This is a genomic window from Paenibacillus sp. MCAF9, assembly GCF_052114265.1.
Classification (GTDB): Bacteria; Bacillota; Bacilli; order Paenibacillales; family Paenibacillaceae; genus Pristimantibacillus.
This window is the reverse complement of sequence record NZ_JBFREL010000004.1, coordinates 46,897-72,387: the sequence shown is the minus strand read 5'-3', so window position 1 is coordinate 72,387 and position 25,491 is coordinate 46,897. Positions and strand designations below refer to the sequence as shown.

18 protein-coding genes and 1 pseudogene are annotated in these 25,491 nt (G+C 46.2%); 7 read left to right on the top strand and 12 right to left on the bottom strand.

What is annotated here, in order from left to right; all coding sequences use genetic code 11:
- The first annotated feature begins 412 nt into the window (after window positions 1–412).
- Window positions 413–1,423: a sporulation integral membrane protein YlbJ gene (ylbJ, locus tag AB4Z45_RS08255; protein ID WP_441909076.1), complete on the top strand. Its 1,011-nt coding sequence runs from the start codon at window positions 413–415 to the stop codon at window positions 1,421–1,423.
- Window positions 1,424–1,500: 77 nt separating this feature from the next.
- Window positions 1,501–2,298 (top strand): NAD kinase, encoded by a 798-nt coding sequence (locus tag AB4Z45_RS08250; RefSeq protein WP_076271022.1) that lies wholly within the window; start codon window positions 1,501–1,503, stop codon window positions 2,296–2,298.
- Window positions 2,299–2,343: 45 nt separating this feature from the next.
- Here the strand turns inward: AB4Z45_RS08250 and AB4Z45_RS08245 are convergent, their stop codons facing one another.
- Window positions 2,344–3,078, bottom strand: a complete 735-nt coding sequence (locus AB4Z45_RS08245) for a YutD-like domain-containing protein (RefSeq protein WP_441908666.1) — start codon at window positions 3,076–3,078, stop codon at window positions 2,344–2,346.
- 26 nt (window positions 3,079–3,104) lie between these two features.
- Window positions 3,105–4,040 carry a lipoyl synthase gene (gene lipA, locus AB4Z45_RS08240; RefSeq protein ID WP_076271021.1) on the bottom strand — a complete coding sequence of 312 codons (936 nt, stop codon included), beginning with the start codon at window positions 4,038–4,040 and terminating at the stop codon, window positions 3,105–3,107.
- 132 nt (window positions 4,041–4,172) lie between these two features.
- On the opposite strand from lipA, the gene AB4Z45_RS08235 reads away from it, so the two are divergent.
- Window positions 4,173–5,228: a M23 family metallopeptidase gene (locus AB4Z45_RS08235; RefSeq protein ID WP_441908665.1), complete on the top strand. Its 1,056-nt coding sequence runs from the start codon at window positions 4,173–4,175 to the stop codon at window positions 5,226–5,228.
- Window positions 5,229–5,296: 68 nt separating this feature from the next.
- Here the strand turns inward: AB4Z45_RS08235 and yunB are convergent, their stop codons facing one another.
- On the bottom strand, window positions 5,297–6,427 hold the full coding sequence (gene yunB / locus AB4Z45_RS08230; protein WP_441908664.1) for a sporulation protein YunB: 1,131 nt from the start codon (window positions 6,425–6,427) through the stop codon (window positions 5,297–5,299).
- 150 nt (window positions 6,428–6,577) lie between these two features.
- On the opposite strand from yunB, the gene AB4Z45_RS08225 reads away from it, so the two are divergent.
- Window positions 6,578–6,961: an STAS/SEC14 domain-containing protein gene (locus tag AB4Z45_RS08225; protein ID WP_441908663.1), complete on the top strand. Its 384-nt coding sequence runs from the start codon at window positions 6,578–6,580 to the stop codon at window positions 6,959–6,961.
- A gap of 14 nt (window positions 6,962–6,975) precedes the next feature.
- On the opposite strand, the gene AB4Z45_RS08220 is transcribed toward AB4Z45_RS08225, so the two are convergent.
- Both AB4Z45_RS08220 and AB4Z45_RS08215 read right to left on the bottom strand, forming a co-directional pair.
- Window positions 6,976–7,668 (bottom strand): response regulator transcription factor, encoded by a 693-nt coding sequence (locus AB4Z45_RS08220; protein ID WP_076271018.1) that lies wholly within the window; start codon window positions 7,666–7,668, stop codon window positions 6,976–6,978.
- Window positions 7,665–9,140: a sensor histidine kinase gene (locus tag AB4Z45_RS08215; protein WP_441908661.1), complete on the bottom strand. Its 1,476-nt coding sequence runs from the start codon at window positions 9,138–9,140 to the stop codon at window positions 7,665–7,667. Before AB4Z45_RS08215 ends, AB4Z45_RS08220 begins: the two co-directional genes overlap by 4 nt.
- A gap of 156 nt (window positions 9,141–9,296) precedes the next feature.
- Here AB4Z45_RS08215 and AB4Z45_RS08210 point away from each other — a divergent pair, with 156 nt between their 5' ends.
- Window positions 9,297–9,512, top strand: coding sequence for a hypothetical protein (locus tag AB4Z45_RS08210; protein ID WP_441908660.1), 216 nt, complete (start codon window positions 9,297–9,299; stop codon window positions 9,510–9,512).
- 69 nt (window positions 9,513–9,581) lie between these two features.
- Here AB4Z45_RS08210 and AB4Z45_RS08205 read toward each other — a convergent pair whose 3' ends face one another.
- From AB4Z45_RS08205 to AB4Z45_RS08195, 3 genes are all read right to left on the bottom strand, one after another.
- Window positions 9,582–16,259 carry an S-layer homology domain-containing protein gene (locus AB4Z45_RS08205; protein ID WP_441908659.1) on the bottom strand — a complete coding sequence of 2,226 codons (6,678 nt, stop codon included), beginning with the start codon at window positions 16,257–16,259 and terminating at the stop codon, window positions 9,582–9,584.
- 252 nt (window positions 16,260–16,511) lie between these two features.
- A complete protein-coding gene (locus AB4Z45_RS08200; RefSeq protein WP_441909074.1) occupies window positions 16,512–17,552 on the bottom strand; it encodes an NAD(P)/FAD-dependent oxidoreductase in 1,041 nt (346 codons plus the stop codon).
- 168 nt (window positions 17,553–17,720) lie between these two features.
- Entirely contained in the window at window positions 17,721–19,670 is a 1,950-nt protein-coding gene (locus AB4Z45_RS08195; RefSeq protein WP_441908657.1) for an AraC family transcriptional regulator, read from the bottom strand.
- Between the two features lie 426 nt (window positions 19,671–20,096).
- On the opposite strand from AB4Z45_RS08195, the pseudogene AB4Z45_RS08190 reads away from it, so the two are divergent.
- A pseudogene (locus AB4Z45_RS08190) lies at window positions 20,097–20,312 on the top strand (YiaA/YiaB family inner membrane protein); the annotation flags it as partial.
- Window positions 20,313–20,396: 84 nt separating this feature from the next.
- A complete protein-coding gene (locus AB4Z45_RS08185) occupies window positions 20,397–20,594 on the top strand; it encodes a YiaA/YiaB family inner membrane protein (protein WP_256711064.1) in 198 nt (65 codons plus the stop codon).
- Between the two features lie 66 nt (window positions 20,595–20,660).
- On the opposite strand, the gene AB4Z45_RS08180 is transcribed toward AB4Z45_RS08185, so the two are convergent.
- The 4 genes from AB4Z45_RS08180 to AB4Z45_RS08165 form a co-directional block, all read right to left on the bottom strand.
- A complete protein-coding gene (locus tag AB4Z45_RS08180) occupies window positions 20,661–22,118 on the bottom strand; it encodes an ABC transporter substrate-binding protein (RefSeq protein ID WP_339207482.1) in 1,458 nt (485 codons plus the stop codon).
- Window positions 22,119–22,229: 111 nt separating this feature from the next.
- Window positions 22,230–23,102 (bottom strand): carbohydrate ABC transporter permease, encoded by an 873-nt coding sequence (locus AB4Z45_RS08175; RefSeq protein WP_076271011.1) that lies wholly within the window; start codon window positions 23,100–23,102, stop codon window positions 22,230–22,232.
- A complete protein-coding gene (locus tag AB4Z45_RS08170) occupies window positions 23,102–24,022 on the bottom strand; it encodes a carbohydrate ABC transporter permease (RefSeq protein ID WP_441908656.1) in 921 nt (306 codons plus the stop codon). Before AB4Z45_RS08170 ends, AB4Z45_RS08175 begins: the two co-directional genes overlap by 1 nt.
- Window positions 24,023–24,128: 106 nt before the next feature.
- The gene (locus AB4Z45_RS08165; RefSeq protein ID WP_441908655.1) at window positions 24,129–25,466 is read right to left on the bottom strand and encodes a response regulator transcription factor; all 1,338 of its coding nucleotides are present in this window, start codon (window positions 25,464–25,466) and stop codon (window positions 24,129–24,131) included.
- Window positions 25,467–25,491: the final 25 nt, after the last annotated feature.

Sequence of the window (25,491 nt, the reverse complement as noted above, 5' to 3'; positions counted from 1 at the left end):
TTATCCGGGGCTCATCATATAGTGCGTATTACCCATCAACCTTCATAGTCCTCTTCCCCTGGTGCTGTAAGAGATTCTCGAATGACATAGACGAAAGCACAGACCAAGATGCCAGCGATTATACTCATACCCATCACTCCAACCGTTTCAAAGGTAATTCCATTGTACCATAAAAAAAATAGGAATCCAGCGTTTTGCAAGCGTTTTCTTTGTCAAACTTATTTATTTTTAAAGCATATCCAGTGATGGATATCCTTATTCCCACATATACGTTTAGGAGGGGTTGTACAGCATCTTATGGCATCTGCTCGGCTCCCCTTTCTAATTAGTTGAGGAGGCGGTCTATCTGCTGCGAACGATCATTCATCCCTTATCTATAACCGCGCTTGGCGCAATTATAATCGTGCTTTTAATGACTGTCTTTCCTACAGAAACCCTTCACTCCTCGCTCCGCGGGCTTTCTATTTGGTGGGAGGTGCTTTTTCCAGCGTTGTTCCCTTTCTTCGTCATATCGGAATTGCTGCTCGGCTTCGGTATTGTACATTTTTTCGGCAAGCTGCTTGATCCGCTCATGAGACCTATATTTCGGCTTCCCGGCATCGGAGGTTTTGTCGTGACGATGGGTTACATTTCCGGTTATCCGGTAGGCGCAAAACTTACAGCACAGCTCTTTGAGCAGCGGCTCGTCAACCGAGCAGAGGGTGAACGGCTTGTTGCCTTTACGACTACTTCTGATCCTATTTTCCTAATTGGTGCCGTGTCCGTTGGTTTCTTCCAAAATGTAGCGATTGCTCCTATACTCGCTGCTGCCCATTACGGAGGCGGCCTTCTTATCGGTCTTCTCATGCGCTTTCACGATAGACATGCCCCTTCATCTGGAACCAAAAAAACGGAGAATACAAGGGAGGGGGTCAGAAAACGACGTCCCTCTCGCATCTCCGAAGCACTCAAGGCGATGCATGAGGCACGATTGCTGGATGGGCGCGGACTAGGACGGCTGCTGCAGGATTCTATCCAGTCGGCGCTGCGGCTTATGATCGTCGTTGGCGGACTCGTCGTTTTTTTCTCCGTCGTAATGGAGATGCTGACGCATGCAGGCATCATTGAGGCGATGGCTGAAGCTCTACGATTTTTGTTTGGTTTAATCGGCCTGCCTAAGCCGCTTGCAGACGCTGGGATATTCGGATTGTTCGAGGTCACATTAGGCTCTCGTTCGGCAGGTACAGCTGGTACTGGACTCATGCATCAAGCTGCAATCGCTGCTTGGGTGCTCTCTTGGGGCGGCTTATCAGTCCATGCCCAAGTAGCAAGCCTGCTCAGCAAAACAGATTTGCGCTATCGTCCTTTTTTTATAGCTAGAATGGTTCATGGTTTAATTGCAATGTCTCTCGTTTACTTATTATGGGGTTGGCTCGGGCCATGATTAGAGCCGCTCATTGAATTTAAACACAATTTCCTTTATCATCTTAAGTACTATGGAGATCGGAAGGAGATTTACTTTTGAAGTATGCGGTAATTGATCGAGGCGATGATCTATCTAAATCGTTAGCAGAAAAATTTCATAAGCTAGCCGGGGAGCGAGGCTTCACTCGGAATGATGAATCACCGGAAATCGTTATTTCCATCGGAGGCGACGGTACACTGCTCCTCGCTTTTCATAAATATGTAGATCAAATTACGAATGTTGCATTTGTCGGCATTCACACCGGCCATCTTGGATTTTATGCCGACTGGAAGGCAGACGAGCTTGAAGACCTTGTCGCAATGATGGCAGAGGAAACACCACGAATCGTTAGATATCCGCTTGCCGAGATTGAAGTTGAGACACCAAGCGAGACCCGCCATTACTTATCATTAAATGAATTCACACTAAAAGGCGTTGACGGAACGCTGGTCGCCCAAATCAATATAAATGATGAGATGTTTGAAATGTTCCGCGGTGACGGCATTGTCATTTCGACCCCTTCGGGAAGCACAGCGTATAACAAAAGCTTAGGCGGAGCGATTGTCCATCCATCGATAGAATCGCTGCAAATTGCGGAAATCGCTTCGATCAATAATCGTGTATATCGTACACTTGGATCATCCGTGCTGCTGCCGCAGCATCATCACTGCGATATTATCTCTAAGAAAGAGCAGCGGCTGCAGCTCGCAATTGATCATATCAGCATCATGAGCAGCGATATCCGTTCCATCCGCTGCAGTGTATCCAGCCGTAAAGTAAGCTTTGCACGATATCGTCCGTTTCCTTTCTGGAACCGAGTACGTGAAGCATTCCTTGGTTACGACGTCCGATAAGATCTGTTGCATTCATCAAAAACCAAAAAAAAGACACAGAGCGTATTATACGCGCTCTGTGTCTTTTTTGTTTGGTCGATTCGTTTCTGCAGATGAAGCAGCTGTTTCACTCGCTGCAAGGCGGAACGGTTTCTTGGAGCGGTTATCGTTATTGCCTTTATAGCCGCCTTTACGCTGCTGTTGCTGCTCACGTTTCCCGCTGCCCTGCTGCTGTTCGCTGCTATTTTTACCTTCGCCAGCACTATTCGCGCTGTCGTTGCCTTTATCCGCGTCGTTTTTATTGCGATTGGAGCTTCTATGGCGATTTTCTCTTGTGTGATTGCGAGTATGCCTTTCATGTGCTGGAGCGCCGCTTTCTTCCTTTGCACTCGCAACCTCATCATGTTCAAGACCTTCAGAAATATCCACAAAACCGGCAGCTGCTGCAAGAAGATCAGCTGCTTCTATACGCGGACGCTCATCGTCTGCATCCAAGTCATAGTCGTCTGGCTCACGAACGGTACTGTTTGTTTTTTCTAAAATAAAATAAGCGCAGCCAAAGTTGCAATACTCATTGATGTAATCCGGCATGCCAGATAGATTGCTTTCCTTCGTAGCTTTCTGATGGCTGTCACGAAAAAAACCTTTCAGCCGCAGCTGGCTATAGCCCCAGTCGCCAACAATATAATCGTAGCGCTCAAGTACTTCGCTGTATCGATCACGAAATGCTTCAGGATTCCAGCCATTCCTATTTTCAAGCACAATTTCATAAGATTTTCCGCCGATATGAATCAAAGCCATATTTTCCACCTCATCTTGAGCGTCAGTTACAAGCTGCTCGAGCAAGCACCGGAAGAAATCTCACGGCTCGCTTCGGCTTCCGCTGCCATTGCTGCGTGTGCCGAATCGGTCTGCTCATGTGCATGATAAGAGCTGCGTACTAATGGTGCGGATTCTACATGCCTAAAACCGCGCTTCAGCCCTTCTTCTTTAAGTTTTGCAAATTCGTCTGGGTGGACATAACGTACGACCTTTAAATGTTTTGGCGTTGGCTGTAAGTATTGACCTAATGTCAAAATATTTACATCGTTTGCGCGAAGATCATCCATCGTCTGCAAAATTTCATCCCATTCCTCACCTACGCCAAGCATAATGCTCGATTTGGTTGGAATCTTAGGCTTCATTTCTTTGGCGCGCTTCAACAGCTCCATCGTACGGCTGTATTTGGCTTTGGCACGAACACGATCCGAAAGCCGCTCCACCGTTTCGACGTTATGATTTAGAATATCCGGATTTGCATCCATTACGATTTGAAGCGCATCTTTATTTCCCAAGAAATCAGGAATAAGCACTTCAACTCGGCAAAACGGCATACGTTTGCGAATCGCATGTACAGTAGCTGCAAATATGGATGCGCCGCCATCCTTAAGATCGTCACGAGCAACCGATGTAACAACACAGTGCTGAAGATTCATTTGCTCTGCTGCCTCTGCTACCCGTTCTGGTTCGTCCAAATCCAGTTCAGTCGGCATACCTGTCTTAACCGCACAAAAACGGCAAGCGCGCGTGCAAATATCACCCAATATCATAAATGTGGCTGTTCGATTCGACCAGCATTCATAAATGTTTGGGCAACGTGCTTCCTCACAAACCGTATGTAGCGTTTTTGAGCGCATCATATTTTTAATTTCGGCAAAGTTACCGTCTGTCGCTAATTTTATTCGAAGCCAATCAGGCTTTTTGAGTGTTTCTTGTTGTTTCATAAGGGATTACCTGCTTTCAAGTTCATTTATAATTCCTAAACTCATGCGTTTATTATAACATGTTTCGTATAAAAACCAATGATTTGCAAAACATAACGTTATAACCGTCATGCTTTTGGAAGGGTGAGACGTTTGAAACTGACTATTCCTATTGTTGCAGCAATAACCGCAGCTTCTCTGTTCATTGTCACGCCCGTCAGTTCTGTAAGAGCAGCTCCTGCTGTCAAACAACAAACTGATAAGGCCCATGAGCAAACAGTCGATGCTGAGACCGATCCCTTTTCCGTTAGAAGAGGGTTGTATGACAAATTAAGCTTATTTACCGAAGTGCCTTGGTTCTGGATCGCAGCCATCGATCAGTATGAGCGATCCATGTCTAAAGCACGTCCAAAGGCTCGTCCAATGCTTGGGAACACCGTTGGCGTGTTTATCGACCAGGAACGCTGGGTCGGCCCGCTCAATCCGAATACGGATGACAGCTCGCCGGTATCGATCAACTTTTTTAACGGGATTGGCCGCGATGGTGACGGGAATGGACAAGCGGAACGAACAAGCGACATCGATCTTCTCTATTCACTTGTTAGCCGCGTTGCCGCGTACGGTATCTCCAATGATGATTTCGCAATCGGACTTTGGGAGTATTATCAAAATAATCGTTCAGTGCAGCGCATCCAGCAGTTCGCCCGAATCTATGAAGCATTTGGCCAGCTTGATTTGTTCGAGCATGCATTCCCGCTGCCTATCAGCACTCATTATGCCTATAACAGCACCTGGGGAACCGGGCGAAGCTGGGGCGGCAGGCGTACCCATGAAGGTACCGATATTTTCGTAAGACATGGCGTCCCTGTTCGGAGCACCTGTTATGGCATTGTTGAGGTGCAGGGCTGGAATCCATACGGCGGCTGGAGAATTGGCATTCGTGATCTAAACAATTTTTACCACTATTACGCACATTTGTCCGGCTTTGACAAAACCGTTAATATAGGCGATGTCGTAAAGCCTGGACAGGTTGTTGGATGGGTAGGAAGCTCTGGTTACGGCAAACCCGGGACGCAGGGAAAGTTTCCTCCTCACCTGCATTATGGCGTATACAGCGACCGCGGTTTAATTGAATGGTCGTTTGATCCATATCCGATGCTGCGCCGCTGGGAGCAAGCCGAGCGTAAACGAATGCGTTCCGGAAATTAAAGCAAAAAATATAAAACGACTTTATCGTCCTCTTTGCAGAAGACAATAAAGTCGTTTTTATATGTATGCTATTCAGAGGATGAATTTCCCGAACTATTTGATCCTTGGCTAGTACCTTTAGAATGATTAGAGCCTTCATTCGTTGCTTCTGTTGACGGTCCTGTATTAGATGCTCCAGTGCCTGAAGACTCTCCATTATTGTTGTTTTGCGGACTGGATGTAACTCCGCCTCCCGCACCCTCGCCAAGCGGAACCGAGATGTTTGGCGCCTGCGCAGCCGACTCTCCTACAGGTTTGCCCGTATTGTCGTAATAGTACATTGGCACGTCGCCGACTACTAGCAAATATGAAATCGGAATATCCGTTTCGACCAGCTCCGGCTCGGTATCAAACGGAATAATGATCGTAACCTCCGCTATTATGCGAATGTAAACCTCAACCAAAATCATATTGATGCCGGCATCCTTCTGACGCGTGCTAAGATCTACCTTAACAGCCCCAACCGGCTCGAACTTTACGGGTACTCTTGGTCCGTATGAGGAAATGATTGCACTACCCAGCGCATGCCCAATCGGAATATGCTCCGGTATATCCTTCATTTCATTTAATGTATTTTGTACGGTGTTTATCGTTTGCGAGGTAATTTTCATATGCTCCGCGTAATTAAGCATGAAGCCAGATATTTTCCCATTGCTGTTCATCTTCCAGTCAATAAGGTTGCTGCTGTCCGATCGGCTCGCTACTTGCTCGGTTATCGCTTTATTGATAGCTTGCGTGGCGATTTGCTTTACTCTGATTTTCGCTATATTCATCAGCGGCGGCCGCAAATTTTTCTCAATATAGACGAAGGATTGGATCGAAAAAACCATAAAGACAAGCAGGGCTAAAATAAAGATTGTGCGTCGTCTTATACGAGGCTTAGCTGGGCGAGAGCCCCAAATGCCGCCTGAACCGCCATTGCCGCTGCTTCGGCTGCTGCTGTATTTTACAGCTGGACGCCTTATGCCCCATTTCCCGCTGCTTGCGCTTGAACGAGCTCCCGAACCCCATTTCTTTGGTGCTGGCCTTGATGAAGCTGAACTCCCACGACTGCCCCAAGTGACTGATTTTACTTTAGAGAATGGACGGCCAGACCAAAGCTGCATACGGCTGCCGCCAAATCCTCGAAAATGCCAGCCTCGCCTTCCCCATTTCGCCAATCCGATCCCCTCCCGCACCAAGCTGCACACTCTTTATTACCCATACTTATGCAGAACTTGGTCAAAAAAGAAGACGACCTCAGCAAGTTGCAGCCTTATTGACATTATGGAAACGTTATACATAATTGTAACTAAGGGAGATGAATCTAGTTGAGTGAACGCAATATTAGCACAACCGTTTCAGGAGATTTAATTGTTACTCGTCTGATTGGAAAAATAAGCACAGATGATGTTAATGACTGGTTTAATGGTTTCGAGCAGGCGTGTCAGCCATTCATGGCAGAGGGGCGAAAATACCGTTTGTTAGTAGATCGAAAAGGCTATACACCCGACCATTTTTCGGTTCAAAAAGCATGGAAAGATAAATTTTTTAATGAAAACCTTTTGAGTCATAGCAAAGCCATCGCATTCCTATTGGAAGATGGTGAAATTCTGAATCACTTGCAGCAAACCAATACCAAACCATCTGTACAATTTTTTAGCGATGCTGAACGAGCCTTCCACTGGTTAAATAACTATAGCGTACCGGAATAGTCTATTTACTCCGCCTAAATCGTGAGCCGATACCCTGCGCCCCATATGGTTTCTATATATTGCGGATTCGAAGGATCCGCTTCTATTTTTTCTCTTAACCTGCGAATATGAACGGTTACCGTCGCAATCTCGCCAAGGGAATCCATCCCCCACAGCTGTTCAAACAGCTCTTGCTTGCTGAATACATGATTAGGGTTCAATGCTAGAAAAGAGAGCAGATCAAATTCCTTTGTCGTGAACTGCACCTCTTGGTCGTTGACGTACACGCGCCGGGAAGAGGCATCAATCTGCAAGCCGCGTATTTGGATCTTATTTGAGGCTTTGGTATCGCGGTTTCCCATCAATCGCTTGTAGCGCTGCAAATGTGCTTTCGCGCGGGCGACCAGCTCACTTGGACTAAACGGCTTCGTTATATAATCATCCGCCCCTAAGCTTAACCCGCGAATTTTATCGATCTCTTCTTTTTTGGCAGATACGATAAGGATAGGAACCTCCTTTACCGCACGGATTTGACGACAAATCTCATATCCATCCATGCCTGGCAGCTGCAAATCTAGTACGATCAGATCATATTCACCTTCTACAGCAGCGCGGAGCCCCTCTGTTCCTGTTAAACATATGTCCGCAGAAAAACCATGCAGCTCAAAATAATCCTTTTCCACCTCAGCTATCGACACTTCATCTTCAATAATGAGAATTCTCGTCATGTTCGTCCTCCTATGCTTCTCGCGAGCGGCAGCTTGATGATCATGCTAGTTCCCGCTCCAAGCTTGCTCTCAGCATAAATGCTGCCGTTATGCCCTTCGATAATTTGTTTCGTAATCGCAAGTCCTAGGCCGCTTCCACCGGTCTGCTGGCTGCGTAAGAGATCCTCGCGGAAAAAACGTTCAAAAATAAACGGGAGAGCTTCCTCCGATATTCCTGAGCCGCTGTCGCTAATCATCAATCTAACGAAATCAGTCTCCACACTTAGTGATATCCCTATTTGCTTTGGCTCGTCCAACATAAATTTCATGGCGTTGTCCATAATGTTGGTTAGAACCCGCTTCAGCTTATCCCGGTCGGCAAGCACATTAGTTGATTCCGAATGAACAATGTCCCACGTCAGTGCAATGCCTTTGTCTTGCAAATCAAATTGCAAATCCTCGGCATAGTCCTCTATGAATTGCCCCAAGCTGATTTCCTCGAATGTAAACGGCAGCTGCTTCAAATCAAGCTTCGAGTATAGAAAAAGCTCGTCAATCAGTTGATCCATATGCTCGGCCTTGGTCAAAATCGTATTCACATAACGCTCCATCTTTTGCTTCGTATCCGGTACACCGTCCCGAATGCCTTCAATGCTTGCTTTAATCGAAGTTATCGGCGTTTTCAAATCATGTGTAATGTTCGCGACAAGCTCCTTGCGATTTTGCTCATATTGCAGCTGCTTCTCTACCGATTGCTTCAGCTTCATTCTCATATCTTCAAAGGCTTCGCTTAACCTTGCAATCTCATCGCTGCCTACCGCTTGCAGCTCAAACTCCAAATCACCTTCCTTAATGCGCTCTGTCGACTTCCGAAGCAGATCAAGCGGCTTTATTATACTGCGCGTCAAAAAATAATAAAGCAGCATATTCATGAGCAGAAGCACGATAAACAGCACGCCTAATATAATAGGCAACAGTGTACGAACAACCTCTGCAAACGGACTGCGCTCCCTTACAACGAGCACGCTTCCCTTGGATTGATCTGGAAAACGAAAATCAAATTTCGCATAAGCATAAAAATGGTCCCCTATTTGCAGGGTATTGCGGATTGCATTGTTTTCCATCTCATAGTCAGGCAAAAACGTGATGAATTGGGGCTGTTTTACGGACAAGGACGAATATATCGCCTCGTCGCCTTTTCTTATAACCAGCTCCGCTTGAACCGAACGAAGCTTGTAATTATATCGATCGAGCAGTGTATGATCAAGAAGCGAGTCGGGTTCATTTTTCGCCAAATACTTTAGATCAAGGAAAATCGTTTCCTCCTGCTCAGACAATGGATTAACGGAATAATGAATATTGTAAAAGTCCTTTACGCTTCGCACATCGCCTGTTATCGCTACTACAAAGAGCAGAGCAGCGGCAAGAAACAATACGATCGTAACGATAAGAATACAGCTGTAGGACAATAGCAGCCGAACGCGGATGGACATACTCGGATCTCCTTCTCCTTTTGACAATTCGTTTTTCGTGAATACAATGTAACATAGGTTGCCCTGAGGGGACAAAGAGAAACAAAGACAACTTTGCAACACGATCTAACATGGGATAGACTATAAGAAATCATTTTCCGTATTAAAGGAGTATATATGGCCATTAATCGACGACTCAGCACCGATCAGGACTTTGAAGAGGTTATCGAACTGCAGCAGCGCATTCGCGTGTTTCAAGACAATCAGCTCATCGATGCCAGCTCGCTGGTTGTGCGGTATGATGATAGCACGATTGTGACACAATCGGGGGTAAGCGATATTGCCTATCATAACCGAAAAGAATGCGAGTTTTTTCTACTTAGAAAACGCTAAGTTATACAAAAAAACGGTGTCGCCCTGTTAGCCCTCGCGGGACAGGTTGACACCGTTTTTCATTGCATATTACTTATCCAGCAGCTCTACGAACTGCAATAACCGTGTGATCATCGCTGCTGCTTCGGCGCGGCTTGCTAGATCTAGAGGCAGGAATGATTGATTTCCTTTGCCCTCCAATATACCCGCTGCTGCAACCCGAGTCACCGCATCAAGCGCCCAGCCATGTATAGCTGCTTCGTCTTTAAAGCTGACAGCTTCATTAACTTCTTTCTTGACGTTAGCTCCTGCTGCTTCCGCAAATTTTAATGCGCTTGCTGCCATCACTGCCATTTGCTCGCGCGTAATGGTCGTATTCGGACGGAAGGTTCCATCCTCGAAGCCTTTAATCAGTTCAAAACTTGCAGCTGTTGCAATTGCATCCGCATACCAAGCGCCCGGCGCAACGTCGCTGAACGCCGACGCCTGCTTTCCTCCACTATTTTGGAGGCCAAGCGCTCTTACAAGCATTGCCGCAAACTCGGCGCGCGTAACTGTACGGTTAGGAGCAAAGCTCGACGCCGTTGTACCACTCACAATTTGTTTGGAAGCGAGCAGCTCAATATTCGATTTTGCCCAGTGGCTGCTAATGTCTGCAAAAGTTTTGGGATTTAAAGCGACTACGTAGCTGCTGTTGCTAGTACTCAAAATGGTGACAGTTGTTTTCCCTTCAGCTGATCGGAACAAAGACGGAACGTAACGGAAAGCTCCCGTTGCCGGATCAAATACGAGCGCTGTTGCTGTTTTGGCATCCAGTTCACGGTCTACTGTCATCGTACGCTTCACATATTTGCCGCCAAGGCTGTGTACTTCTGCTGATGTGCTTCCATCCGAGACGGAAATAATAAAATCAACAGGATCACCAGCAAGCTCTAAACCTGCAGCTTTGGCTTTAGCTCGAATGTTATCAAGCACTAGTTGACTAACCGGCTTGATTGAGAAAGTTACAATTAGATTGCCGTTATTCGCAAGCTTTGCCTCCTCCAGAACGCCGTTTACAAGCGCCAGCGGGAATTCATACGACGCTGTACCCTGCTCAATGACGACTACCGCATTTGGACTGCTCTTAAGCGCGTCAAGAAGAGCTTGTGCGGAGAAGGAGAGTTCTCCATTTGATGTTAACGCACCTTTGGCGAAGATGATCCGCTCAAGCTTGCTTGCGGCATCTGTCTTCAGCTTGCTGTCATTTTGCGCTGTATTAATCGCACCGCCGATTTGGCCTGAACCTGAACCGTCAGTGCTGCCTTCATTTCCTTCCTCTGGCACAACGACCGCCTTCACTTCCACCGTATACACTCTGCTTTGCGAGCCATGAGACACAGTAAGTGCCGTTTGGCCGATTTTTAGTGCGCGAAGCTGTCTATCTTCACTAATAGCTGCAATGTCTGCTTGCGCAATCGTTATGATCGCATCCGCTGTGACATCGACGCCTGCTTGATCAAACACCTTTATGGCTTTTGTATCACCCAAAGTCAACGACAGCGGTCCTCTATCGCCATTCTCAAGAGCTATGCGGAATGGCTTCGGACGATTGGCAAAACCTTCATTTTGCTCGGTGAACGATAATTGATCATTTGAGCTTGCTAGTGTCGCTATCCGCTCGCCACGCACAATGACATTATCCACCTGAATATTGCCCGACACCCCGCTTGTCACATCTATTCCGTTTGTACCCATTCCGTCGAGCACGATATTTTGCAGCTTCACACGATCAATGCTAAATCCTCCGCCGTGTACAATTAAACCGGCATACGTACTGTCGAGTGCGACGTTGTCTCGTACAATGACCTCGCCGTTCAAATCCTTCTCGCCAGCGAAAATCCAAATCGCACCTAGATTAATGTTGTACGCAGAGTCGGCGCTGCCCGTACGAACCAGTGTATTGCGCTCCACAACCGTTGTGCCGCTGAATGCCACAGGATTAAAGCGTGTCGATACGGCAATGCCCGCGCCGTTCGTAATGGTATCCGTACCGATGTTATCTTGAAGCTTATTGTCTTGCCCGCCAAAAATAACGAAGTTATCGGCCAGCCAAGGCAAAGCCACCGTATTAAAACGCGCCGTATTGTTGATGCTTGCGCGTCCTTCCGCCGACCACATCGCCAAACCATCGTCGCCTGGATATCGGATATCCGATTGCTCCATCACACTATTGCTCGTGCCTACGGAGAAGTTGATGCCGTCGGCCATCAAATTGCGCAAACGAAGGCCAACCATATGCAGGCCATCCGTTATTTCGTCGCTGCCCCTTACCTTGGACAGCCAAAGCCCTGTTTTTGAATGCTCGACCCAAACATTCTGAATGACCGAGCCTTTACCGAAGCCGCCATAAAAAGCATGGGTCAACGCTTCATCATCACGAATATTCAGGTCGCCGTCGATGAGTAGATCATATACGCCAATATTAGCGCCTTTGCCAATAAACCTAGCACCGATCAGCGATGTATACCACATCCCTGCACCGCGAATCGTGATTTGATCCAATTCAATCACATCCGTCTTAAGCTCAAATACCCCTTGAGGGAACCATACGCCTTTCCCTTGTTCTTTCGCTGCATTCATTGCAGAATGGAACGCTGCCGAATCATCAATGCCATCGCCAGGTACAGCTCCGAATTCGGCAACTGACAGGAATCCATCAGGCTTTGCAAACGGACCTTCCACCTGCTCCATATCGACAAGGTCAATAACATAATAATCTGCCGCATTCTCAGCATCCTTTTGCAAACGGATCGTAGCTCCTGCGGGAATATCACCGATCAAAGCATGTATTTCATCGAAGAAACGATGTGCATTGCCCTGCTTTGGATCATTAGACCATGGATAGCTGCCGTACTCCCAGCCATGTTTTGAGCTAAGCTCTAAATTTTGCTTAAATTCTCCGTTTACGTACAGGCCCAACGTTTCGTTTCGACCAGCCCCGTCTGCGCTGTCTGGTATGACATAACGCAGCACAAGTGAATTAGCCGCCTTCGCTAATGTAAATTGTACATAATCACCTTCATCTACCAGCTTAACCGCCTGCCTGCCCGATGCCTCAGAAGCGATTTCGCGATAGCTGCGCGACGGTCCAATCAGCTCACCGTTCGTTAATCCATGTTCCGCTTCATAGGTAATGTACGGAACTGTCGCTCCGCGGTAAGCAATGCCGATGCTTTGTCTGACTAGAAGGCTATCGAGCCATACTTGCCCTGAATCCGCTGAATCCTTTTGCAGCGTAATCGTATTAATCCCGCTGCGCAGCTGCATTTCAATAACCGCTTCGGACCAGCTTTGTTTTTCTCCTGCTGCATTAAACGCCACTTGTTTGATCCGTATGCCATTCACATAAAGGCTAAGCTTGCTTGGCGCATCGGTGACGTTCAAGTAACGAAGCTCCGTTAAATAGCTGCCTGCTGCCCCAGCATGAACGGTAAAGCTGATTTTATCTCCCGTTTCAGTGAAGTTCCCAGCGTACCCAGCACCTTTAAAGCCTGTTAACTCCTTACTTACCTTAATGCTGCCAGACAAAAAAGCGTTCTCTGCTTCATATCGCTGATTGGAGGCAACGGGCTCAAACTGCCAAAGTGCCTCATCCGATTGACTCGGCGTACCGTATTGCAGCTTGCCAGCCGTTAGCAGCAGCAATCCGTCTTTCTGCGTAGCATTTATCATCCGTTTATAGCCAGCACGATCCTCAATCGTCCATTGTGCCGCATCAATGCCTCTAGCCTCACCCGCGATTGCCGCCAGACCATCTGCTTGTAGCGTCAATAGATGTCCGGTAGCTTTGTTTTTCAACAGCCTCCGTCCGTTGAAATCCTGAAGCAGCCATTGGGAGCTTGCGTTATCTTCCCTCACTGAGCCGCTGAGCACCTTGCCGCTGTTTTCATATAAATAGCCTGTGCCTGACTTTTCTTTAATACGAATATAGTTCGTGTCGTCAAATGTTGGGGTAGCCGTGTCATTCGTCTTCTCCTCGCCCATTGGCGGCGTCTCGAATTGCTCCGGCGCATTCTCAAACGTCCACTGCACCGATCCAAATGATGCTGGGTACAATCCACGTTCTGCGTAGCCTGTATTATTTTGAACATGAATGAGCTCATCATCGTATTTCCCATTCAAGCTGCGAATCATATATTCCGCACCGCTCGGAGTGCTTTCTACTGCCCACTCTAAGAACGCATCGCCTTGAATGGCTTGCTTGCTCTCAATAAAGGTATAATCCCCGGTCATTGTCATGTAATGTCCTGTTGCACGGTTTTTCAACCTTTGTTTCCCGCCCTCTGACTCTATAATCCAATGACTGTAGCCGTTGTTCTCTGCCAAGTTGCCGTAAAGAACAATTCCGCCATTGTTTTCGTATAAAAATTGGCCGTTCGCCTTGTTTTTTATACGAATCGGAGCCTCTGGCAAAGACTTCGCTGGAAGTGCTAGCGGCTCAACTGCATATTGTGCGCTATCCGAATCAGCAACAAGCTTGCTCACTTTCGTATATCCCTCACCATCTGAATATAGAAAATGACGAGCCCAACCACTCCGCAGCACTACAAATTTATCAGAAGATCCAGGCTCCATGCTCCACTTCACGCTGCCCCAGCTCTCATGAATGCCGCCTTGTGCAATAATTTGCTGAGTCGGGGCATCCTTTTCAACATCCCCGCCTACGTGCTCCATTGACACATAGTGGCCAGTCTTGAGGTTTTTCAGCCGCACCGAGGTTGGTCCATCGCCCGTGCGTTCCAAATACCAAACTGAGCTAAGATCCGTTTCTGGAAGATCACCATACTTAACCTTGCCTTGATCATCACCCTCAGCGGTCATTTCATACAAATAACTGCCGGTTTGCTTGTTCTTAAGTCTTACATTCGTTAACGCCGCGTCTGTCACAGGTATAAACTTCCATTTAGGGCTTCCCCATCCTGGATTAATTACGCCGTATTCCGCGTATTTCGTCAGATTTTGCAAGCTAATATACTTTTGTTGTCCAATAACATCATTAGCATCCTGCAAGCTGTGAATGAGCTTTGAGCCGCCGACATCTTCGATGACCCAAATCGCACTCGTCCAGTCATCAGCCACCTCAGACACATCCATGCGTCCATCCTTCATATTTTGCAAATTAATGTAGTGGCCTGTTGCTCTATTCTGGATGCGTTTGCGACCGTTAAAACGTTCAACTAACCATTGTCCCTTATAATCGCCTTCAGAGACATTGCCGTATTTTAGCTGTCCTGCTGCATCCTCGTATAAGAAGAAATTTTGCCATTCATTCTGAATTCGAATATATTGCGGCGAGCCATCCCCGCTAAATGCCGGGTCTTCAAACAACCATTGCGCCGCATTCTCATTTGGCTGAATTGTACTTGCCTGGGCTGCGCCCGTATTGTCTTGAATATGCAAATATTCGCCTTGGCCAACATAGCTCTGAATGCTTTGATAGTCATCATAAATGGCTGATTTGCTAAAGGACCATTGATCCTCTGCAGAGCTTTCCGTTAATGAAGATACCTTAAGCGGATCGCTGATCTCATTAACTCCTGCACGCGTAACATAATGACCAGTTGCTAGGTTGCGCAGCCGTTTTTTGCCGTTAAAATCTTCCCTTACCCACTGGTAAAATGACTTCTGGCCTGCCTGTGTTGTCAGTGCGCCAACCTTTGCCAGCCCAGCATCTTCATACAAATAAGCAGTACCTACCTTCTCATTTGTAAAATTCACGATACGGTATGGCTGCGTATCCGGCGCCAGCTCTATTCGCCAGTGTGCATTGTCTCGATCCAGGACGGACCAACTGTTCGAGCGTACATGTTTGTCATCAGAAAACTGCGTATTCAATACGTAAATGGTCGAAGGAACCTCCTGATAAGCTGCAGCGTTTTGGAAGGTGATAAAATCTCCACCCGCTGTGCCAGCTACCAGCCACTCGCTTTTATTCGTGTTGTCCAGTCCGATAGCTTTAATAGGCTCATAGTCTATTCCTTGCGTAATGTAATGACCGGTTGCACGGTTTTTAATCCGATAGGAATCCGGCGTTGCTCCCGGGACAAGCACCCAATGAGATACGCGATCCGCAGCAGGCACCTCGCCAAAGTCAACGAAACCATTTGCTCCCTCGTACAAATATTGTCCTGCTCGGAACTTGTTGGCAAGGCGAATTGGAGCAGCAGACTCCACCGGCTCAAGCGCCCACTGCGGACTCTCGAACGTTATATTGATGTCATTGCTTACTTCCGCAAAGCCGAGCAAATCCTCTTGATGAATAACGAGATTGGCATTCTCCGGCACAGTTGCACTTTTAATGACCACATAACCCTCGCGGCTGGACGCATGAATGGTCCATTGGTCTGCAAGCGTACTCTCCGTTATCTCACGGCTGGTCAGTGCATCGCGCCGCTTCCCAACCTCTGAGACCGTAATGTAATGTCCGGTTGCACGGTTTTGAATTCGCTTATTGCCATCATGCTCCTCAATGAGCCATTGCGAGGATTCATCTTCATAGCTTGGAAAACCGTACCGCACGATACCATTTTCATCCTCATACAAATAATTGCTTTGCCATTTGTTCTGGATGCGAACGTAGGTTGATTCCGTAACGGATGACACTGCCGCCTCGGGCTGGCCCCCGCCTTCCGATACTACTGCCGTCTCATCCGCATAGACCGGTACCGCCATAAGCATAAGCAGCAGCGCCAGCATGAATGCCAGTATAGACCTTGCACGTTTCATTGCACAAACCTCCCCAAAGGTATCCAAGTGCAAACGTATCCCGAAAGCACTCGCTTATGTAAATCCTTCATTCTCTTTCATCATAATTTGGAATCGCTTACATATCGATGTGCATTTCTAGAAATAATAGGTGTTATATTACGAAGTGTATAGGCATGCAAAAACCCCTCTGTCTTAGACAGAGGGGTTCTATTCTTATATGGGTAACCTGCTGATGGCTGTGAAGCTCATGTTTTCTGATTAAACGGTATACTATTCTTCTTCTACTACGCCAAGCTCCCGATTTTTCTCCTTAAAACGTTCGTTATGAGAAGAAACATAAGCCATCTCTGGAGCTTCCGGATCCATGTACAGCTTCGCGCTGTTGAGTGCCAAGACGCCGTCCGTGAACGTTCCTGCAATAAGTCCAACCTTGCTGCCAAAGCTCGCGAAATCGCCTGCGCCGAAGATGCCCGGAATATTAGTAGCCATCCGCTCCCCAACGTTCGCATTCCATACTCCCATATCAAGACCCCAATCACGGATGGGTCCAAAATCACTCTTCATTCCATGATTGACGATGACAGCATCGACTTCAATCTGCTTGCTTTCCTCCGTTTCCATATGTGCAATTGTTACACTCTCGATACTTTCCCCATTACTGCTATGAAGCGCAAGCACTTGATAAGGCGTAAGAACATTTACAGAGGATTGTTTCATCCTGGAAACATTTCTCTCATGCCCGCCGAAGCTGTCACGGCGATGCACGACCGTTACCCTGGCTGCAATGGATTCCAGCTCATTTGCCCAATCTACTGCGGAATCGCCGCCGCCGGAAATGAGCACTCGCTTATCGCGGAATTTTTCCAGCTCCTGTACGGTATAGTACAAGTTCGTTACTTCATAGCGGTCAGCCCCTTCAATCTCCAGCTTCGCTAATTTTTTTATTCCGTAACCAATTGCCATTATGACCGTTCTTGTATGATGCTTCTCTCCAGTTAATGAAGTCAGCATAAAAGTTCCATCAGCCAATCGTTCATAGTCCGTAATTTGTTGTCCGAGCACAATCGTCGGATCAAAGGTTTTGGCTTGTTGGATCAATTGCGCAATTAATTGTTCGCAGCGAATCGGTGTTACCCCGCCTACATCCCAAATAATTTTCTCAGGATAAGTGAGCATTCGTCCGCCGAGTTGATCCTGCGCTTCAATTAATTTCGTTTTTAAATCGCGCATGCCGCTATAGAAAGTGGTATATAACCCACCTGGGCCACCACCAATTATCGTTACATCATAGAGCTCCAATTGTTCGTTCATCATTTTCCTCCAAACGTCAGTCATGATCAATTTATTTTTTGATATTGATTATCACTATCACTTATTAAAGTTTAGGATACCATACTCATTGTGACAATGGACAAAAGTCACCATTTCTTTGTACAAAACTGACTTTTGTTATCTCTATCCATGCTTTCAACGATTCGTTTATTTCGCACCTGCGAGCCAATTAGCTAGTTCCTCTGTCTGTGATAGCGTAGCAATCGGATCAAAATACCATGAGCGTTCCTTACTCCAAATATAGACGCGATCATTTTTAACTGCATCAATCAGCTTCCAAATCGGCTCGGTTTTCAAATCTGCAAGCGTTAGCGTATCAGACGTTAATATAATATAATCGCCAGCAAAGTCAGACAGCTTCTCTCCAGAAACCTCAACAATTTGCTCCTTCATCAGCTGCTCCGCTACTTTAGCTGGCGGCTTAAGTCCAAGTGCTTGATAGACTGCTTGTCCGCCCCTGCCGAAATTATCGCCGAATACGCCCGTATTCCCTCCCCAATCCTGCATGACTGAAAACACAGCATCACTTGGAATAACACTTTCAACCTTTGCTTTGGCTGCTGCAATACGCTGGTCGTAATCAGCTAACCATGCTTCCGCTTCTGCCTCTTTCCCTAACAATTTACCGAAATAGGTCAATTCTTGATGCGTATTTTTTAGTTCGCCATAAGGAACAACGATCGTCGGTGCAATTTTGCTATACTGCTCATAAGCTGCTTCATTTCCTGTAACGATCATATCCGGCTGCAAATCTATTATTTTCTCTAGCGATACACTCTCGTATTCTCCAATATTCTCCACGCCTGCAAGCGCCTCTGAAAAATACGGATTTTTCAAATTCAATTCTGGCGTACCGATTGGTTTGACATTTAGTGCAATAAAGCTGCCCAAGTACAGATCAACAACGATCCGTTCGGGATGCGAAGGAATTTCGATATCACCTTTTATCGTTGTGATTACTCTAGTCTGAGCCTCCGATTGCGGCTTATTGGAAGGAGCTGCTTCCCCCTTCGTCGTTAATTTTGATTCCACGGTTGTCGTATTTGTATTTAACGTCCCCGTAGAACATGCGCTCACAAATAAGGCAAAACAAAACAATAAGGTTGCCGCCATTGATAATTTCAATCCTTTGTACATGGGTATTTGATTCTCTCCTTTGTATTGATAATGATTATCATAACGATACACATTGTAACGCCGGAGCCTCCCTGGAACAATGGACAATCGGCTCGATCTATATAGACGATTTGCCCCGCTTCTAGCATTTCTCAAACTGTCTTTATACCTGCCTGGCGAAACGCCAGCAACCTTTTTGAATATCCGTGTGAAATATAAGCGATCGGAATAACCAACGCTTTCCGCAATTTCCTGAATGGTCGCACTTGTATTTTTCATTAGCTCCTTCGCATGATCAATTCTCACCTGAATGACATAATCAATAAGACTATGCCCTGTTTCCTTTTTAAACACCTTGGACAAGTTTTTGGCGCTATAGCTTAAGGTCTGCGCCAACTGCTCAAGCGTAATCGGCTCCATATAATGATCATGAATATAACGAAGCGCTTGAGCTGCTAGGTCGGGCTTCGATAGAGATATGTCTTGCTTTTGCAGCTGAATGAATACCTCATAAACAAATTGATGAAATAACGTATTGACATGAAACCTCTCCAAAGAATGCGATATTTGCCACTCCTGTACCATTACGTTAACAATTCGAAACAGCGAGATTGGGTATTGCGGGGCGAAGCCATATTGCATTTGGAACGGGTTGTTATTTTCTATAAGTGATAAAATCTCTTGCCTGCAAGGATGCGGAATAAGTGCTTTATATAAGATTAAGTAATAATCAAAATCCTCCTCCAGCTTATCTATATCCAAGCACATTCCTTTGCCCCCATGCAGCACATGAAATCGCTCCGCCTTATATAGATGACCGTCCAAACATACATTTGCGCTGCCCATTGTCGTATATAAAAATCCGCTTGCTGGAAGACGGTAGGATTGCAGCCTATCGCCAAGTTTCATCTTATGGTGACGAACATCCAACACCTTAATTGAGGCATGGTTCCAAAGCCTAATAAGATCATTCCACTCCACTTTCCGAGTTCAGCTCCTCTAGCGTTTACTTTGTGCTGCTCACAGATCGACCGAAGAAAAGCCGACTGCTTGATTATGATGGTTCAGCCTTTTATGTATGGTTCCTTGCAGAGCATATTAACAAGCATTCTAATGATAATCATTCTCATTGTCAATTCCTTTCTTACTAGGGCATGTCTGAGAACTCTGAAGACAGCAAATTTTGCTGAATTTTCGTTCCATGCAAGGCGCGTTTGTGAAGGCGTACCGGGGTACGTCAAGCAGACGGAACGAAGCAGGGGGCGAAAAGGCGGTGAAAGGTGCCACTGAACGGGTTTTCAGTCACGCCCTAGTACCTGGTACTACAATAAGTTGGTACTTTTGCGTTTTGGCATATGATGTAAACTAAAGACATGAACAACAAATCGATTCGGGAGGCTTTCTCAAATGGAAAAAATGGAAACGATGCAAGTACGCAAACCAGCAAATTTTTATCGCCGCCGCAATACCCCAACGTATATCTTCATGGCTTGGGCAGCTTTTCTTATAGCATGTGGCTTCGAATTCATCGGTATTTACACGCTTAAACAGCCAATGTCTGTGCAAGGGTATTACGCTGTAACCGGCATACTATTAATTATCACTTCATTTCTTCTGCAGAAGGTTGCGCGCGACAATGACGAGGATAAGTTTCTCAAAGACTACAACCCAGGCTACAGAAGCCGCAATACCTCCGCCTTTTCGTTCATGGCTTGGGCTGGCTTTATCATTGCCATTCTCGCTCAATATATAGGTATTTACACGCTAGAGGAGCCGCTTTATGTCAAAGGCTACTACGCGATTGCCGGTGCTTTCTTAATCGTTTCTTGCCTCGTTTTGCAAAAGACCATTCGGGATAATGAAGAAGACAGCGTGCATACGAAAACAGAAGATTTAGAAAGCTAGAAAATAATAAAAAGCCTCCCCTTTAAAGATGAATTGGGGAGGCTTTCTTTAGATCAATCCGTTTAACTATTCGACTTTAATAGAATCAAAAAACTTCTCTTGCACGACCTTGGCAGACTTGTCGAGCAGGCCTTGAAGATCTGAACCTTTTTTGGAGAAAACCTCTTGCAGCACATTCGTTACTTCGCCGTAGTAATCCTGCGTGTTGTATTGCGCTTCAGGTTTGCCGTCAAGCAAAGAATCGGATTCAGCGTTATATTTGTAGACGTTATCGTATTTATCAAATATAGCCTGTGCTTTTTGACCGTATTCCGATGAAGGGCTGTAGTAGTTCATTTGCGGCGGAATATAGTATTTGCCTTCTGTTTGGCGTTTTTGGATATCGGTTTCAAGCGACTCTAGACCTTTATCGGTAAAGTAATCGAATGTAATATAGCGGAAAGCAATTTCTTGTTCGTCCTTCGTCGCATTTGGGTTGATCACGAGGTAATCGCCGCCAAGTACGCCTGTATGCTTGCCGCCTTTCTCTGCTGCCGGCATTGGGAATGTCAGTACATCTTCTGGCTTCAAGCCGCCTTGGTTGAGCGCTTGCTCAAGTACACCCTCAGCTCCTGCTATAACCATAGCCGTACGGCTTTGTCCGAAAGCGCCGACAGCATCGCCCCATCCAAGTGCCCAGTCCTGCGGAATTGCATTTGCTTCCCATCTAAGCTTGTTGTAAAACTCTAGCGCCTTCAAGCCTGCCGCAGAATTAAAGGCTGCTGTTACTTTGCCGTCAGCGATCGTCTGAACATCGCCGCCTGCCTCAAACAAGAAGTTGGTCCAGTTCCAGCCTGCTTCTGTACCTTTGCCCATCGGCGCAATACCTGCAATACCTTTCTTCGGATCAGCTACTGCTTTCGCAGTATTGTACATATCGTCCCATGTCCAGTCATACGATGGAATCGGTACACCTTTCTCGTCAAGCAGCTTCTTGTTTACAACCGTAGTTGTAACATAGGCTTTCTGAGATACTCCGAATACCTTGCCGTCAATGATAAATTGGCTTTGCAGCACAGGGTTGATTTGATCCTTGAATGGATAACTGTCCCACAGCTCCGTAATATCAGCTACCCAGCCGCGCTCCTGCAAAAACTTAGCTTCTGTTGCCCAAGTGTTGAAAAATGTCGGCGCTTCGTTTGCTGCCATTTTGATGCCGATTTCGCTTGGGTTGTAGTGCCAGTCGCTTTTTACGATTTCCACGTTAGGATAAACCTCGTTAAAACGTTTGATTTTGTCATCTTCCAGCTTGCGGTTCTCCACCTGATCCGGCAATGGATAATAAATGCTGATCGTAATTTTTTTGTCTTTAATATCTTCCTTCGGAGGGTCTGTTTCCTTGCTGCCTGCATTGTTTGTCGCTGCATTCGTTGGTTTATCAGTTTCTTTTGGATCGTTGGTCTCCTTGCTCCCACCGCTGCAAGCCGCAAGAATTGAGCATATCATGACCAAACAAATCAACACTGCCACGTTTTTCTTTAGCATCGATATTCCCCTTCACCATTCGTATTTTCACTACATCCTCATCATAAAGGAGACGTTTTCATTTGGGCGAGGTGTATTCTTATTCCGATCATGTGTATGTCTACGAACTGCTTATCCCTTAACCCCGCCAAGATGAAGTCCGCGCATAATGAACTTTTGGAACGCCAGAAACACGAGAATCGGCGGCAGCATCACCATCGTAAGGATCGCGAAACGAATGTTCAGGTTGAGCCTTTGCGCACTAATGACGTATTTATATACGGCTGTCGCAAGTGGATATTTCTTATCGCTGTGCATCACAAGCGAAGGCCAGAACCAATCGTTCCATGCCGTTGAGAAAACAAATATTGCGAGCGTGGAGAAAATAGGAATGGAAAGCGGAATCGCGATTAGGCTGAAGCATTTCCAGTCCGACGCGCCGTCGATTCGAGCCGCTTCAATCATTTCATGATGGATACCATCGAAAAAATTTTTAAGCAGCAGCAGATAGAATGCACTCGCACTGGCAGGCAGCCAGAAAGCCGCATACGTATTAAGCAACCCAAGATCCTTCAGATTAAGAAAGTTCGGAATGATATAAGTGCTCGGCGGTATAAAAAGTGTAATCATGAAAAAAAAGTAGATTCCCTTCTGATACGGAACATTAAGCTTGGATAGGCTAAAGGCTGCTAAACCAAGCACGACGATGGTCATAATCATGTTGCCGCCAAAAATCATAAGCGTGTTTTTCAAAAACTGCGGCAGATTAATAAAATTCCAGCCTGTTCGGTAGTTGTCGAAATGCCACTCCGATGGCAAAAAGTGCGGCGGAAACGAGTTCACTTCGGTGTTTGCTTTCAAACCGTTAAACAATGCAGTAGCAATGGGATAAAGCATCGAGGCAACCATTGCAATAATGACAAGAATTATAAGCAGAAACCCTACCTTGTTTTTATTTCTGCGCAAATCGTGACTGGATAATATCCCTCTGTCTAAGCTCTTCATCACTTGCTCGCCCCCCTGTTGTTCAGCCTGAATTGTAAAAGTGCCAATCCGCCAAGGACGACGAACATAAGTACACCCAGCGCAGAGGCTACCCCGTAATCAAGCTTCGTAAATGCATATTTGACGATAAACAGCGAGTAAGTGAGCGTTGCTTTGTTCGGACCGCCGTCAAGCAAGGCCAGCTGAGATTGGAAACCTTGCGTCGTTGCAATCAACTGCAAGAGGAACAGAAGCAGAATCAAGCCGCGAATCGACGGAAGCGTAATATGCCAGATACGGCGGAATATGCCTGCGCCATCAATTTCTGCCGCCTCATACCAGTCCCGCGGGATACTAAGAACAGCAGCCAAATAAATGAGCATGCCTGAACCGAACTGCTGCCATGTTTCCATGACGACAAGCGAAATCATTGACCAGCTTCTATTCGTTAGGAAGGCTATTTGGTCAAGCCCCGCTTCCGTCAGCAATCCGTTAATCGGACCTACCGGATCATAGAACCATCTCCATAAGCCGTATAACACAACAGCAGGCACGACGTTCGGCAAATATGCCGCCACGCGAACGAAGCCTTGAAAGCGACGCAGCTCTGATATTGCGATTGCAAACAGAATAGGAACCCAAAAGCCGATAACCATACATAAAAACATGTAATACAGCGTATTTTTGACACCAATCCATACATCAGGATCGTTAAAAATCGTCTTGTAGTTATCAAACCCCACGAACGTATTTCCCTTTACAAAATCGATCGTGTAAAAGCTGTAAATAATGCCTTTCGTGATCGGCACCCACAAAAATAAAATAAAAATAATAGCTGCGGGCAGCAGAAACAAATAGCCCGAAATATGTCTTTTCCACCTGCCAGCCTTCCTCTGCACCTTTCTATCGAGCGGCTCGCCTACTACAACGGATTGTTCCATCTGAGTTTCCCTCATTTCTTTTCTATTGCTCTATACCATTCTAGAAGCAAGGCGGCTAACTGGTAATGTGCAAATCTAAGACAATGATAGCTATTTTTACTTCTTCTTATTTCTTCTCGTCCTTCTTAAGCTCGCTTGGGCTCATCCCATAATATTTTTTAAATATTTTGCTAAAATGCTCCGGAGATTCGTAGCCGACGCGCTCTGAAATCTCGTATCTTCGCAAATCGGTAAACAAAATAAGCTTCCGACTCTCCTCCATTCGAAGCTTGATTACATACTCCCATAAGTTATAGCCTGTATCCTTCTTGAACAAATAGCTTAAGTAATTCGGGCTGACATGATTTTTCTGTGCGACCTCATGCAGCGTCAGTCCCTTTTGAGCAAAGTTGCGATCGATATATGCCTTCGACTTCTCTACAATGAGGCTATTCTGTTCGCTTAGCTCTTCGGCAGTAGGGTCCTGCGTATAGGTGCTCCAATTAAAATCACCGTAATAAAACACATAATGATCACGATGCTCACGGTTCCACAAGATCGCTTTGCGCGCTTGTTCGCTGAGCATGCCCACGAAACCAATGCCCCGCACAATTTGACTAATGCCAATGACACAGTGCAGCCCGATAAATTTATGAATGTTGTAATGGAGGCTGCGCCCGATCATATCCAATTGATTAATTTTGTTGACACTAGCTTCTCCAAACTCGTTCTCGTCCCATTGAATAAGTACACTAATCTCCTGATTGGGGGAATAGAAGGCCACATGATTCCATTCCTTATCCAGCAGCTCGTTCGCAATGTTCAATGCAGCATATTGCAGCAGCAGTGCATCCCTACTTTGGATCTGCCGATCCTTATCCGATAAATTCAGGCGCAGCTTAATGACCGCATAATAAGGCCCGTTCAGCTTGATTGCGTAGCGCTCATACAGCTTCTTCGCTATTTCCTCGGGTGTCTCCTCGGAGCTTGACAGCAGCTGATTAAACAGCTCCGTTCGCTTCGGGAGCGGCTCCTCCATATGGAAATGCTCTTGCAGCTTGGATAAGAACTGATCCTCCGTTGCTGCAGGCTTATTCATTTTGAGCAGCACATTTCGGACGGAATCCAGAAATTGATCGTTATTAAGCGGTTTAATCATATAGTCCTTTGCACCGAGTCGAATCGCCATTTGAGCATATTGAAAGGTTTCATAAGCGGAAATAATGATTGTCTGAACCCAAGGCTTCAGCAGCTTAGCCTGATGCATTAGCTCAATTCCATTCATCGAACCCATTTGAATATCTGTGATCAGCAGGTCAATTTCTTCAATTCTCAAATAATCGAGCGCTTCATATCCGCTGTGCGCCATATAAACATTTGCTAAACTAATGCCGGAAGCAGACAATAAACTGCATAAACCCTCACATATTAAAGGCTCGTCATCTACGATCAATATATTGTACATTTATCTTCCTCCCGTCCGCATTCCA

Coding starts and splice junctions, on each gene's coding strand:
- AB4Z45_RS08220 (WP_076271018.1), bottom strand. CDS start 7,668: ATGACGAGAATTCTCATTATTGAAGATGAAGTGTCGATAGCTGAGGTG.
- AB4Z45_RS08200 (WP_441909074.1), bottom strand. CDS start 17,552: ATGAACGAACAATTGGAGCTCTATGATGTAACGATAATTGGTGGTGGC.
- AB4Z45_RS08245 (WP_441908666.1), bottom strand. CDS start 3,078: ATGGCTTTGATTCATATCGGCGGAAAATCTTATGAAATTGTGCTTGAA.
- AB4Z45_RS08185 (WP_256711064.1), top strand. CDS start 20,397: ATGGCTTGGGCTGGCTTTATCATTGCCATTCTCGCTCAATATATAGGT.
- AB4Z45_RS08165 (WP_441908655.1), bottom strand. CDS start 25,466: ATGTACAATATATTGATCGTAGATGACGAGCCTTTAATATGTGAGGGT.
- AB4Z45_RS08175 (WP_076271011.1), bottom strand. CDS start 23,102: ATGAAGAGCTTAGACAGAGGGATATTATCCAGTCACGATTTGCGCAGA.
- ylbJ (WP_441909076.1), top strand. CDS start 413: ATGACTGTCTTTCCTACAGAAACCCTTCACTCCTCGCTCCGCGGGCTT.
- AB4Z45_RS08210 (WP_441908660.1), top strand. CDS start 9,297: ATGGCCATTAATCGACGACTCAGCACCGATCAGGACTTTGAAGAGGTT.
- AB4Z45_RS08170 (WP_441908656.1), bottom strand. CDS start 24,022: ATGGAACAATCCGTTGTAGTAGGCGAGCCGCTCGATAGAAAGGTGCAG.
- AB4Z45_RS08205 (WP_441908659.1), bottom strand. CDS start 16,259: ATGAAACGTGCAAGGTCTATACTGGCATTCATGCTGGCGCTGCTGCTT.
- AB4Z45_RS08180 (WP_339207482.1), bottom strand. CDS start 22,118: ATGCTAAAGAAAAACGTGGCAGTGTTGATTTGTTTGGTCATGATATGC.
- lipA (WP_076271021.1), bottom strand. CDS start 4,040: ATGAAACAACAAGAAACACTCAAAAAGCCTGATTGGCTTCGAATAAAA.
- AB4Z45_RS08215 (WP_441908661.1), bottom strand. CDS start 9,140: ATGTCCATCCGCGTTCGGCTGCTATTGTCCTACAGCTGTATTCTTATC.